The sequence below is a fragment of the Paraburkholderia sp. FW306-02-B genome (genome assembly GCF_058782725.1).
The window spans coordinates 932,593-945,631 of the sequence record NZ_JBYSXZ010000002.1 but is presented as its reverse complement, the minus strand read 5'-3'; the positions used below and the strand labels follow the sequence as shown (position 1 = coordinate 945,631).

Here is a 13,039-nt window from a genome sequence, read left to right as displayed (position 1 = left end):
GGACATGAGTTCGGTGAACGATGCAGGTCAGGAGCTTCATCTTGCCGCGCCAGTAGACGCGACAGGACTTCATAGAAAGATCGGCTGGGCAGGCGCATTCTGGGTAGCCAGCGGCGTACCGGCGCTGGTGCTGTTCTCGATCGGTTCGATTGCGGCGACCGTCGGCAAGCCATCGTGGATCATCTGGGCGATCTCGATCTGTTTTGGTTTCATTCAGTCCTTTTCCTACGCCGAAATCGCCGGACTGTTTCCGCATAAATCCGGCGGCGCATCGGTGTATGGCGCGCTCGCCTGGGTGCGCTACAGCAAGCTGCTCGCGCCGCTCTCCGTGTGGTGCAACTGGTTCGCGTGGTCGCCGGTGCTGGCAATCGGCTCGGGCCTGGGCGCAGGCTACGTGCTGAACATGCTGTTCCCGGCGACTGCCGCGATCAACACGTGGCAAATCACGCTGGTCGATCTGGGCTGGCTGTCGACCGGGCTGAGCCTGCGGGTCAATGCCACCTTCGTGATCGGCGCCGCGATTCTGCTGACGACCTTCGCAATCCAGCACCGCGGCATTCTCCAAGCCGCACGGCTCCAGATGATCCTCGCGATCTCCGCGCTGCTCCCGCTCCTGCTGGTCGGCGTCTATCCGCTGCTGACGGGCGATCTGCCGATGCACAACCTGTTCCCGCTCTACCCGCTGGCAAAAGACGCTGGCGGCCGCGTAATAGACGGCACGTGGAATCTGAGCGCCGTCGAACTGATGGCCGGCGGACTCTTTATCGCGGCCTGGTCCACCTACGGATTCGAAACGGCGGTCTGCTATACACGCGAATTCAAGGATCCGCGCCGCGATACCGTCAAGGCGATTGTCTATTCCGGACTCCTGTGCCTCGTGTTCTTCACGCTCGTCCCACTCGCGTTCCAAGGCGCCCTCGGTCTCGGCCAACTCGTCTCGCCCGAGGTCAAGGACGCCGCCGGCAACGTCACGCAACCCGCTGTCTATGACGGCATTCTTTCACCGGGCATCTACAGCGGCATGGGTGTCTCCGAAGCGATGGCGAAAATCGTGCACGCCGGCAGCTGGGGCGAATTCATTCTGAAACCGATGCTGGTGTTCGCGCTCGTGCTCGCCATCATGACGTCGATGGCGGGCTCGTCGCGCACGCTATACCAGGCTTCCGTCGACGGCTGGCTGCCCAAATACCTTTCGCACGTCAACCACAACGGCGCGCCGACCCGCGCCATGTGGACCGACCTCGTATTCAATCTCGTGCTGCTGCTGATGTCCGACTACGTCGTCGTACTCGCGATGTCGAATGTCGGCTACATCATCTTCAACTTCCTGAATCTCAATGCCGCCTGGATTCATCGGCTCGACCGGTCGAGCTGGGAGCGCCCTTTCAAGGCGCCGAAATGGGTGCTCGGCGCCGGCGTCGTGCTGTCGTTCGTCAATCTCGCACTGATGGGACTGGGCGCGGATGTATGGGGCAAAGGCACCCTGATTTCGGGCATCGTCTTCGCGGCGCTGATCGTGCCGGTGTTCATCTGGCGTCACTACGTGACGGACAAAGGCCGTTTCCCGGACGCGATGCTGGACGACATGGACCTGTCGAACTCCAGCAGCGAGCGGCGCGCGGGTTTTCTGCCGTATGCGGCGTTAGCGCTTGGCGTGGTGGTCGTCTTCGTGAGCCATTGGATCACGACCTGATTGCACACGTTTGCTGAAAATCGAACGCCCGTGTTGCGCGAATCTCCGCGCAACACGGGCGAAGTTCATCGCACAGCAAAGATCGCGCCTTCTATACCCAGCACCTCGCTGCTGGCCGAATAAATACCGATGCCGCGCTCCCATACGTTTCTCAGATCGCCATTCGCGCCGCGAATCCGATAACGCAGTTCGAACGGCCTGCGATCCGCCAGCGCCTCCTGCACACCACGCCAGACGTAATCGACGTCGTCCGGCACAATCAACTGGCTGTAGCTATGTTCGTGACTGTCGACAAACCAGGCAGCTGGATAGCCAGTCAACTCTTCGCAGCCGTTGCTGACGAATTCCATTGACCACGATGGATTGTTGCGGCCACGATAGATCAGGCCCGGCACGCCGTTCAGGAGACCCATCGCGCTGCGCAGCCTGGCTTCGATTGATGTCTCCTGACGCTTTTGCGCGGTGGCGTCGAATGCGGAGATAAAGAAGGCGTCTTCGTACCGGCGACATGCCACCTCCAGCCAGCGAAGCTGGCCGTGCGGATGAACGAAGCGGATTCGCTCGCGCACGCAGACTCCGCTTTCGTTGCGCAGCCGCTCCAGCACCGCGCGCCAGATCAGCCGATCTTCCGGATGCACGTGCGCGGCGATTTCGACGCCTACTCCGCTCGCCTCCATCAGTTCGGCCCACGCAGCGTTCGCGTTGCGGATGCAGCCCTCGTTATCCACCTGAAGCAGCGCGACTGGATAGGCATCGAGGCTCATCACGGTTGCGTTCAATTCACTTACAACAACATTGTCTTGCATTCGTTTACGCCTTCATCATTGACGCGCAAGGGCATCGCGGTGAACCCACGCCGCCAGTTCGAGCCGGGAACGCAAATTCAGCTTGCGTAGCAGATTCTTTACATAGACCTTGACCGTGCCGTCGCTTATGCCCAACTGCCGGGCGATCTGCTTGTTGCTCATGCCCTCCGAGATGAGCGCCAGTGTCTGCGCTTCACGCTCGGTCAGTTCGATCTGACGAGTGCCTCTATCGCCTTCGGGAACGTCGTCGTCTTTCGCGAGGAGCGTGACCAGACAATCGTCGAGCACGATCACGCCCTGCACACAGTTGCGTATGTATAAGCGCAGATCCTCGGGCTCGGTTTCCTTCAGCATATAGCCGTCCGCACCCAGGCGAAGCGCGGTCAATAACTCGTTGCGATCGAGCGAGGCGGTCAGCACGACTTTGCGACTCTCGATCTCGAGCTGACCCAGTTCGTCGAGCACATGCAAACCGCCGAGTCCCGGCATGTGAAGATCGATCAGGATCAGGCCAGGCCTTAACTGCTTCGCGAGTGCTATGCCTTGCCGCCCGCTGGAAGCTTCGCCGACCACCTGAAACTCCCCGGTCGAGTTGAAGTACTCGGCGAGGCCACGCCGGAACAGCGGATGGTCGTCAATCAGAAGCAACGTCGTCGGACCCATCAAGGGACTCCCTTCTGGCATCGTCATTCGGGACAAGCAGGCGTACCCGCGTGCCGTTCGGCTGCACATTCTCGATCGCGACTCGCGCGCCTATCGCACGCGCCCGCTCGCGCATGATCTCCAGCCCGTAGTGATTTTCCTCCACCGATGCCGGCCGCAATCCGACCCCATCGTCAGTCACGGTCACACACAAAGCGCCTGCGGGATCGTCTATCACTTCGATCCGGGCATGTCTCGCATGGGCGTGGCGGACCACGTTCGATAACGCTTCGCGCACGATCTGCAACGCGTGCAGCGCGACGTCCGGCGCAAGTTCGATTTCCGGCATGCGGTTATCCAGTTCGAAAACCACATTGCAGCGGCGCGAAAACTCATCGACGGAGTCAGCCAGCGCCTGGCGCCACGAGCGCCCTTCGAGCGTCAGGCGCGCACCGGTGATTAACTGGCGAACGTCGCGCTGCAGCCGCGTCATGGTGGTTCGCAACTCCGCGATCAAGGGCTCCGCGACCTCGGGTCTGCGCGACTGCTGCTGCACCCGGCTGACAAGAAACGACATGAAGCCAAGCTGCTGCGCGACTGAATCGTGAAGCTCGCGAATCAGCACCTGTGCGCCGCCGTCGGCGGTGTTCGCGTCTTCCTGCCGTGCCTCCTGAATCAAGCCGATCGCAGCACCGAGCGCCTGCCCCGCATGGCCGACTTCCGCTGCCAGTGCCGAGCTCGCGGGCGACGCCAGTTCGAGCAGAAGCGCCGCGCCGCCAAACTTCGAGACCAGCCGCGTGCGGCCGCCGCGCGAGCATGCCGAACACAACTGGTTCGACGATCTGGCATGCGACGCCTTCAGCGCGCAGTCGCGATGTTCATCGCATGAGAGGGAACCGCCGGACGCTCCCGTACGCAACATGTCGCCCGCGATCACCAGCGCCGCGTAGCTGCCGGGAATCTCCGCTTCGAGCCAGCCAAGAAAACGCTGCAACGGCTGCGTGGACCTTTGTCCGCCCGCGATGTCGACGAAGACCCGCAATAGCGCATCCCGCAAGCGCAGCGAAAGATCGATGCCATCGACCTCGCCAGCCGCTTGCGAGGATGCGTGACGCCGCATCGGGGTCCGGCTCAACGCCATGCAGGGTATCTCATGAGAAAAGCTTTTTTAGAGGCAAGAACTGTGCCGTTTGCGGCATTACTCCTTTGGACATACCTCGTTGTCAGGATTGAACGGCGTTTCCCTTTAAGAAACTATTTTGCTTGTGGGGAACGCAGCTTTTCGAGTGTTTTATCCGTCAGACCAGCGCTTCGCAACGCACTCGAATGGAGCAGACGCCCCGTTTTAGTTCAGAGGCAAATGCACACGTTTGAAGCGAAACATGATCCACGTGCTTTACCCGCATCGACAAAACCGGCGACTAAAGACATGACATCGACGCACGACAGAACACCAGGCTCTCCTCCGAGCTTGCCGCGATATCAGACGCTTCGGATATGTGCGGATGCACGTCGACACATTGTGGTCGTTCAAGCCGGCGCACTCACGAAAATCACCGCTTTCATCGCGACGCTGCCGGTAGAGCCTGACGTGAGCATACTGCTCATTCAAGGCGACACGTCAGCAACGGCTCGCCGTGCATCGTTCTTCCCGACACACGACACGCTCGAGCGCCATCTTCTCGCGACCCTGGATCGCGCGGCCATCGGCTTGCGGCTCTATGTATGCGGCGACGAAGCGTTTATCTGGCGCATCCGGCGCCTCGCCGGTGAAGCGGGCATGCTGGCGGAAGAAATCAGCGCCGAGCTCGGTGCCGCACCGCGCGCCGTGTATTGCGCGCATTGCAGCGCGTCGCATGTGTACGACGCACTGCCCGAAGTCGAATGCATTGGCTGCGGCATCAACCTCGGCGTGCGCCAGCATTTCTCGCAGCGCGTCGGCGCGTATCTCGGCGTGTGCGCCGATCCGGATCGTCCTTATCTGGAGCACCGCGCATGAACACGATCGAGGTTCGAGTCGAAGCGACGCGGCTGCTGACGCCCATGGTGCGCGAGTTCACGCTGAGCGCCGCGCACGGCCGATTGCCGAAGTTTTCTTCCGGCAGCCATATCCAGGTGCGGTTGCCGCTGGATCAGCGCCCATTGCGCAACGCCTATTCGCTGCTCGGCGATCCGGCGAACGCGTCCAGCTATCGCATCGCCGTGCGCAAGCAGGATGATTCGCGCGGCGGCTCGGTGTTCATGCATGAGCGGGTCCGTGAAGGGTCGGCGTTGAAAATCACGCCGCCGGCCAATCTGTTTGCACTGCATTCCGGCGCGCGCGCTCACATCCTGATTGCGGGCGGCATCGGCATCACGCCGTTTGTCGCGCATGTCGCCGCGCTGGAGCGCGACGCCGCCGATTTCGAATTGCACTACGCCTACCGGCAAGGACTCACCGACGCGTATCGCGCCGAGTTGAGCGAGCGCCTGGGCAGCCGTTTTCATGGTTACGACGGCGAGCGCGCGCGCCTCGATATCGAACGGGTGCTGCGTGGCCGCCCGTTGGGGACGCATGTCTATGTATGCGGTCCGCAAGCGCTTCTGAATGTCGTGCGCGAGACAGCTCGCGCACTCGGCTGGCCTGACGGCCGCGTGCACTGGGAAGCGTTCGCTGCGCCGCAGCCCGGCGCGCCGTTCGTCGTGACACTCATGCGCAGCGGCTCGAGGCTCGACGTGGCTGCAGACCAGAGCCTGCTGGAAGCGCTCGAAGCGAGCGGACTCGAGATTCCGAACCTGTGCCGCGGCGGGGTCTGCGGTCAGTGCGCGACCCGTCACGTTGCCGGTGAAGTCGACCACCGCGATCTGTTCCTGCACGAATCCGAGCGCGCCACGCATTTGATGCCGTGCGTCTCGCGTGCCCACAGCACCTCTCTTTTCCTTGATCTCTGAGGACCGCGCCATGAGCGTCATTCTGAAACCCGCCGAAAGCTACCGTGAGGCGTTTTCGTTTCGCAACAGCGAAGCCGCCATTGCGCGCTTCCCTTTTCCGTTTCCCGAAGACGCCTACATGTATTCAGTGAATATCGAACCGGCCACGCCGCGCGATCCGGGCTCGGTCTTCGAGCACTGGTTCGATATCGACGAGCACTATCGCTCCGAAGTTGCCGAGCGCGCGATCGTGCTGCAAAACGATCCGCGCCGCTGCATGGTGATGCCGCACATGCAGAAAGCGTCGTGGGACGCGCTGGAGATGATCATGGAGCATCTCGCCCAGGATTATCCCGAACTGTTTTCGCTGAAACACACCGGCGATCGGTGGCTATGGCGCAATCGCGCGCTCGGCATCGAGCAGGCGTTCCGTTTCGGCGACGCGCGGACGTTGCCGTGCGAGCCGCTCGAATACGTCATGCGGCAGACGCAAGGCGATATTGCGCTGCTCGATCATCGCGACGGCGACCTCTTCATGGATGCCGGCGTCATCACCGGACCTGCGGACTGGTCGCTCGCATTCGATGCGGGAATGAGTTTCAGGCAATGGCATTCGCCGGTGCCGATGGCGCACGAGATGGGCATCTTCGATCGCGCGCTGAAGTATTTGCTGAACATTCAGGTGGACCGTCCGGTACGGCGTCTGAACTGGACGCTCACGATCAATCCGCGCCTCGACACCGCGCCCGAGACCTACCACCTGTGGGGTGCGGAGCGCGGCCAGGTGACGCCGGAAAACGTCGCGCAATCCGTGCATCTGCGCGTCGAACTGCAATTCATGGCGCGGCTGCCGCAGAGCAACGCGCTGATGTTCAGCATCCGCACCTATCTGGCCAGCATGGCCGAGCTCGTCACCCAGCCCGCGTGGGCGCGCCGTCTTCATCGGGTGCTGCGCAACCTGCCTGAACCGATTGCCGACTACAAGGGCATGACCCGTTACCGGAAGACCCTCGTCGACTGGTTGAGCCAGTTCGACGACGGCATCTGACACGTCACGCAATTCACGCGCACACACAGACACTCTCACCTCTGGAGTAACAGACATGGCTAATTCATGGCGTATTTCCGCGCTTGCCGATCGACATCGCGCATTGGGCTCGAACCTGGAAGACTGGAATGGCATGGGCACCGCATGGACCTATTCCGGCGACCTCGCTGATCAGCACGAGGCGATTCGCACCAGAGCGGGCCTGATGGATGTATCCGGCCTGAAGAAAGTGCACTACGTCGGCCCGCACGCGGAAAGCCTGCTCAACTGGGCGACCACGCGCGATGTCAGCAAGCTCTACCCGGGCAAGTCCGTGTACGCCACCATGCTCAACGAAGACGGCAAGTTTATCGACGACTGCATCGTCTACCGGACCGGGCCGAACGCATTCATGGTCGTGCACGGCTCGGGAACCGGCTATGAACGCCTCGTGCGCTCGGCGCAAGGCCGCCAGGTGGCTGTGCTGTTCGACGACGATCTGCATGATCTGTCTTTGCAGGGTCCCGCCGCCGTGGACTTTCTCGCGGAACACGTGCCGGGCATTCGCGACCTGCCGTATTTCCATCATCTGCAAACGCGGCTCTTCGGCAAGCCGGTGATGATCTCGCGCACCGGCTACACCGGCGAGCGCGGCTACGAAATCTTCTGCAAGGCCGCGGACGCCCCCTTCATCTGGGACACCGTCCTCGATAAGGGCGCGACGTTCGGCATCCTCCCGTGCGCGTTCACCGCGCTCGACTGGCTGCGCGTCGAAAGCTATCTGCTGTTTTTCCCCTACGACAACTCCGAGATGTATCCGTTCGCGAACGAAAAGGCGGGCGACACGCTGTGGGAACTCGGGCTCGATTTCACCGTATCGCCGGGGAAAACCGAGTTCTGCGGCGCGGGCGAACACTTCCGTCTGCAAGGCAAGGAGCGCTTCAAGATCTTCGGCGTACTGGTGGACTCCACCGAAGCGGCCAACGGCGGCGACGCCTTGTGGAACGACGGCAAGCAGGTCGGCGTCGTCACCTGCGGCATGGTCTCGCGGTTGACCGGCCGCTCGATGGCGATCGCTCGCCTCGACGTGGACTACGCACGCGCCGGCGCACCGCTCGAAGTGCGCGGGCGCATCAAGGCCCGCGCAAGCGCCGCCGAGCTGCCGTTCGACGATCCGGAGAAGAAGAAACGCACCGCGATCGGCTAATCCCCGCACAGCCCCCTACGGCTCTTACGTCTCTCACGTAATTTCAGGAGTGTCGCAGTGACCCAGAACTACATACTGACGATCAGTTGCCCGGCCACTTCCGGCATTGTCGCGGTCGTCTCGTCCTACCTCGCGCAATCGGGTTGCTATATCAGCGAGCTGGCGCAATTCGACGACGAATCCAATGGCACGTTCTTCATGCGCGCGGTGTTCCGCTTCAACGAAGCGAAGACCGGCAGCATCGACAAGTTGCGCCAGGATTTCGGCAGCATCGCGAACGACTTCGCGATGCAATGGAAGCTTCACAGCGCCGCGCAGCCGATGAAGGTGCTGCTGATGGTCAGCAAGTTCGATCATTGCCTCGCCGACCTGCTGTACCGGTATCACAAAGGCCAGTTGCACATGCAGATCACCGCCATTGTCTCCAACCATCTGGACCTGCGGCCGATGGCGGAGCGCGAAGGAATCCGTTTCGTCTATCTGCCGGTGACGCCGGAAACCAAGGACCGGCAGGAAGCCGAGTTGCTGAAGATCGTCGCCGAGACGGAGACGGAACTCGTGGTGCTCGCGCGCTACATGCAGATCCTCTCCAACAACCTCTGCAAGCAGCTCGCCGGCCGGGCCATCAACATCCATCATTCGTTTCTGCCCGGCTTCAAAGGCGCGAAGCCGTATCACCAGGCATTCGAACGCGGCGTCAAGCTGATCGGCGCCACCGCGCACTACGTCACGCCGGACCTCGATGAAGGACCGATCATCGAACAGGAAGTGCAGCGTGTCGATCACGTCCTGCAACCCGACGGTCTCGTGGCGATCGGGCGCGATACGGAAACGGTGGCGCTGTCGCGCGCGGTGAAATTCCACACCGAACATCGCGTCTTCCTCAACCGCGACCGCACCGTGATCTTCCGATGAATCAGGCCCATATCGGTGAATCCGCCTTCCTGACTGGCGTACCGGCATCGCTTTCCAGCGGGAAACCCTGTGTTGTCGTACGAGATATCTAGCGAGTGAAAGACCATGAAAAAGCGCGTCGCAATCATAGGTGCAGGCCCTTCCGGGATGGCGCAATTGCGCGCTTTCCAGTCCGCGAGAGAAAAAGGTGCGGAGATTCCCGATATCGTCTGCTTCGAGAAGCAGAAGGACTGGGGCGGCATGTGGAACTACACATGGCGCACCGGCACCGACGAGAATGGCGAGCCGGTGCACGGCAGCATGTATCGCTACCTGTGGTCCAACGGGCCAAAGGAATGTCTGGAGTTCGCGGACTACACGTTCGAGGAGCATTTCGGCAAACCGATCGCCTCGTATCCGCCGCGCGAGGTGCTGTGGGACTATATCCGCGGACGCGTCGAGAAGGCCGGCGTGCGGCCTTATATCCGCTTCAATACGGTTGTCCGTCAGGTGAGCTTCGACGCCGCAACCAAAAAATTCACCGTCACTGCGCAAGACTTTTCCGCCGGCACGACGATGTCGGAAGATTTCGATTACGTCGTCAACGCGTGCGGCCACTTCTCGACACCGAATGCGCCGACCTTCCCCGGCTTCGAGAGTTTTGGCGGCCGCATCCTGCATGCACACGATTTCCGCGACGCGCTGGAGTTCAAGGACAAGGATGTGCTGCTGGTCGGCAGCAGCTATTCGGCGGAAGACATCGGTTCCCAGTGTTACAAGTACGGCGCGAAGAGCATCACGAGTTGCTATCGCACGGCGCCGATGGGTTATCGCTGGCCCGACAACTGGGAAGAGAAACCGTTATTGCAGCGCGTGCGCGGCAATATCGCTTACTTCGCTGACGACACGCACAAGCGCATCGACGCGATCATCCTGTGCACCGGGTATCAGCATCATTTTCCATTCCTGCCCGACGAACTGCGCCTGAAGACCGGCAATCGCCTGTGGCCATTGAACCTCTACCAAGGCATTTTCTGGGAAGACAATCCCGGCCTGATCTACCTCGGCATGCAAGACCTCTGGTATTCGTTCAACATGTTCGACGCTCAAGCCTGGTATGCGCGCGACGTGATCCTCGGACGCATCACGCTGCCGCCGAAAGCGGAAATGACCGCGCACAGTCTCGCATGGCGCGCGAAAGAAGAAAAACTCGTCACCAATCAGGAAATGTTCGAGTTTCAGGGCAGCTATATCCAGGAACTGCTCGATGCAACCGACTACCCGAGTTTCGACATCGAAGGGGTGAACCGCACCTTCCTCGAATGGAAACACGACAAGCATGACGACATCATGGGCTACCGCGACAAATCCTATCGCTCGCTGATGACCGGCACGCAATCCCCGCCTCATCACACGCCGTGGCTGTCGGCACACGATGACTCGATGGACGCGTATCTGGGCGGACCTGTCCCGGCGCTGAAAACCGCCAGCTAACCGGCGCGAGCCAGGGAAGAACATGCTGATACGTCCCCCCGTAAGCTCGCGTCCCGCTGAGCCGGCGCTGTTTGCCCGTGCGGCCGGATGCGAACGATATCGCGTGGCGGGCGGCGGCCTCACGGTCGTCGCGCTCACGCCCGGCGATACCTTGCAGATCGTGGATATCGAAGGCCGGCAGCCCTGCGAACTGATGGCTTTCGACCCACATGGCAAAGCGGCGCTGGCCGCGCTCGAACTACAAGCGTCGGCGGGCGCTTCGTTCATTACGAGTCTGTTGCATAACAGCGAGGCCTCGCATGTGTTGACCGGTCTGCTCAAGCGTGGCGTCAATGCGAGCGCATTGCAGGGCGCGGCGACTATCTGGAACGGCGACACACCGGCCGGCTTTACGCGAAAACTGATTGCCGCCGAGGCGCTGCTCGTCGTCGTCGCCGCGCCGGGTGCCGCAACGGCGATCGATTCGCAGAACCCGCCTACCGGCTTGCGTCTCACGATCGATCGCGCGAATCCCGCGCTGCTCGCCGCGCCGCCGCTTCCCACACCATTGGCCGACACGCTGAACGACTTCACGATCCAGCCCGGTGCCGCCACCGCGTACACGGTGCGCGCCGGAGAATACATTCAGGTACTGGACGTCGCGGGTCGGCAATGTTCGGATTTCGTCGCCTTCGATCTCGCCGCTCTGGACAGAAACAAAGAACTCGACCTCGACCAGACCGTGACGAGAACGCTGAATGGCAATGCGTATCCCGCTCCCGGCCTGTTCTCGAAGTTCTTCAATCGAAACATGCAGCCCATGCTCGAAGTCGTACGCGACACGGTTGGCCGTCACGACTCGTTTGCACTGGCGTGCACGGCGCGCTATTACGAAAGCCAGGGCTACTTCGGCCATGGCAACTGCAGCGACAACATGAGCCGCGCCCTCGCCGCTTTCAACGTGGCGCCGCGCACCGGCTGGCCCGCGATCAATTTCTTCTTCAATACCGGCATCGACGCGCACCAACAGATGACGCTCGATGAACCGTGGTCGCGTCCAGGCGACTACGTGCTGATGCGCGCCCTGACCGATCTCGTCTGCGTGAGTTCGTCCTGCCCCGACGACATCGATCCCGCCAACGGTTGGAATCCGACCGATATCCAGATCCGCGTCTATCCGAACAAGGAACGCTTCTCCATTGCCATGGCTACCCGAACCACGCCCGATGCCGAACCGGTACTGACCCGCGAGTCAGGCTTTCACGCGAAGACCGCGGCGCTCACCCGCCATTTCACCGACTACCGCGGCTGGTGGCTGCCCACGCACTACGAGGGCTTCGGCACCGTCGAAGAATATTTCGGCTGCCGGGAGCGCGTCGCCATGATGGATCTGTCGGCGCTTCGCAAGTTCGAGATCATCGGTCCCGACGCGGAAGCCCTGTTGCAATACTGCCTGACGCGCGACGTCCGGCGCCTCGCGGTCGGCCAGGTCGTGTATTCGGCGATGTGCTATCCGCACGGCGGCATGCTAGACGACGGCACGCTGCTGCGCCTCGGCCCGGACAATTTCCGCTGGATTTGCGGCGAAGACTACGCCGGTGTCTGGCTGCGCGAGCAGGCCGCGGCGCTCGGCATGAAAGTGTGGATCAAATCGGCATCGGATCAGATTCACAATCTGTCGATTCAGGGGCCGCTGAGCCGCGAATTGCTGAAGCAGATGGTGTGGGCGCCGCCCACCCAGCCGGCGCTCGGGAGCCTCGGCTGGTTCCGCTTTCTGGTCGGCAGGCTCGACAATTACGAGGGCTGTCCGATCATGGTCTCGCGCACCGGCTACACCGGTGAACTCGGCTACGAAGTCTGGTGTCATCCGCGGGATGCCGAACGCGTCTGGGACCGCTTGTGGTCCGCGGGGCAACCGCTAGGCATGGTTCCGCTCGGACTGAACGCGCTCGATATGCTGCGGGTTGAAGCCGGCCTGATCTTCGCCGGGTACGAGTTCACCGACGAGACCGATCCGTTCGAAGCAGGCATCGGTTTTTCGGTGCCGCTGAAAACCAAAGCGGACGACTTCATCGGCCGCGACGCGTTGCATGCCCGCAGCGCGCATCCGCGGCACAAGCTGGTCGGACTCGAACTCGCCGGCAACGAACCCGCGCATCATGGAGATTGCGTGCACGACGGGCGCGCGCAGATCGGCGTGGTCACGAGCGGCGTGCGTTCGCCGATCCTCGGCAAGAACATTGCGCTGTGCCGGATCGATATCACCCATGCCGAACCGGGAACGCGCGTGCAGCTCGGCAAGATCGACGGGCATCAGAAACGTATCGACGCTCAGGTCGTGGCGCCGATCTTCTACGATCCGGACAAGAGCCGGGTGCGCGCTTGAA

General features: G+C 61.8%; 11 protein-coding genes. 8 read left to right on the top strand and 3 right to left on the bottom strand.

Annotated features, from left to right (window positions below; translation table 11 throughout):
• Positions 1-13: 13 nt before the first annotated feature.
• Positions 14-1,693 carry an APC family permease gene (locus tag AC3WOG_RS25285; protein ID WP_492582444.1) on the top strand — a complete coding sequence of 560 codons (1,680 nt, stop codon included), beginning with the start codon at positions 14-16 and terminating at the stop codon, positions 1,691-1,693.
• Positions 1,694-1,758: 65 nt separating this feature from the next.
• Here the strand turns inward: AC3WOG_RS25285 and AC3WOG_RS25280 are convergent, their stop codons facing one another.
• Genes AC3WOG_RS25280 through AC3WOG_RS25270 form a run of 3 tightly spaced genes read right to left on the bottom strand, consistent with a single transcriptional unit; the run spans position 1,759 to position 4,282 of the window.
• Positions 1,759-2,499 (bottom strand): PAS domain-containing protein, encoded by a 741-nt coding sequence (locus tag AC3WOG_RS25280; protein WP_492580623.1) that lies wholly within the window; start codon positions 2,497-2,499, stop codon positions 1,759-1,761.
• 15 nt (positions 2,500-2,514) lie between these two features.
• Complete coding sequence (locus AC3WOG_RS25275; RefSeq protein WP_492580622.1) at positions 2,515-3,162, bottom strand: response regulator; 648 nt, start codon at positions 3,160-3,162, stop codon at positions 2,515-2,517.
• Complete coding sequence (locus AC3WOG_RS25270; RefSeq protein ID WP_492580621.1) at positions 3,134-4,282, bottom strand: sensor histidine kinase; 1,149 nt, start codon at positions 4,280-4,282, stop codon at positions 3,134-3,136. Before AC3WOG_RS25270 ends, AC3WOG_RS25275 begins: the two co-directional genes overlap by 29 nt.
• Before the next feature lie 12 nt (positions 4,283-4,294).
• On the opposite strand from AC3WOG_RS25270, the gene AC3WOG_RS25265 reads away from it, so the two are divergent.
• From AC3WOG_RS25265 to AC3WOG_RS25235, 7 genes are all read left to right on the top strand, one after another.
• Positions 4,295-5,140 carry a dimethylamine monooxygenase subunit DmmA family protein gene (locus AC3WOG_RS25265; RefSeq protein WP_492580620.1) on the top strand — a complete coding sequence of 282 codons (846 nt, stop codon included), beginning with the start codon at positions 4,295-4,297 and terminating at the stop codon, positions 5,138-5,140.
• Positions 5,137-6,072, top strand: coding sequence for a PDR/VanB family oxidoreductase (locus tag AC3WOG_RS25260; RefSeq protein ID WP_492580619.1), 936 nt, complete (start codon positions 5,137-5,139; stop codon positions 6,070-6,072). Before AC3WOG_RS25265 ends, AC3WOG_RS25260 begins: the two co-directional genes overlap by 4 nt.
• Before the next feature lie 10 nt (positions 6,073-6,082).
• A complete protein-coding gene (locus AC3WOG_RS25255) occupies positions 6,083-7,099 on the top strand; it encodes a heme-dependent oxidative N-demethylase family protein (RefSeq protein WP_492580618.1) in 1,017 nt (338 codons plus the stop codon).
• 55 nt (positions 7,100-7,154) lie between these two features.
• On the top strand, positions 7,155-8,285 hold the full coding sequence (locus AC3WOG_RS25250; RefSeq protein ID WP_492580617.1) for an aminomethyl transferase family protein: 1,131 nt from the start codon (positions 7,155-7,157) through the stop codon (positions 8,283-8,285).
• 57 nt (positions 8,286-8,342) lie between these two features.
• Positions 8,343-9,200: a formyltetrahydrofolate deformylase gene (gene purU, locus AC3WOG_RS25245; protein WP_492580616.1), complete on the top strand. Its 858-nt coding sequence runs from the start codon at positions 8,343-8,345 to the stop codon at positions 9,198-9,200.
• A 105-nt stretch (positions 9,201-9,305) separates the two neighbouring features.
• On the top strand, positions 9,306-10,673 hold the full coding sequence (locus AC3WOG_RS25240; RefSeq protein WP_492580615.1) for a trimethylamine monooxygenase: 1,368 nt from the start codon (positions 9,306-9,308) through the stop codon (positions 10,671-10,673).
• Positions 10,674-10,695: 22 nt separating this feature from the next.
• Positions 10,696-13,038, top strand: coding sequence for a trimethylamine N-oxide demethylase (locus AC3WOG_RS25235; protein WP_492580614.1), 2,343 nt, complete (start codon positions 10,696-10,698; stop codon positions 13,036-13,038).
• Position 13,039: the final 1 nt, after the last annotated feature.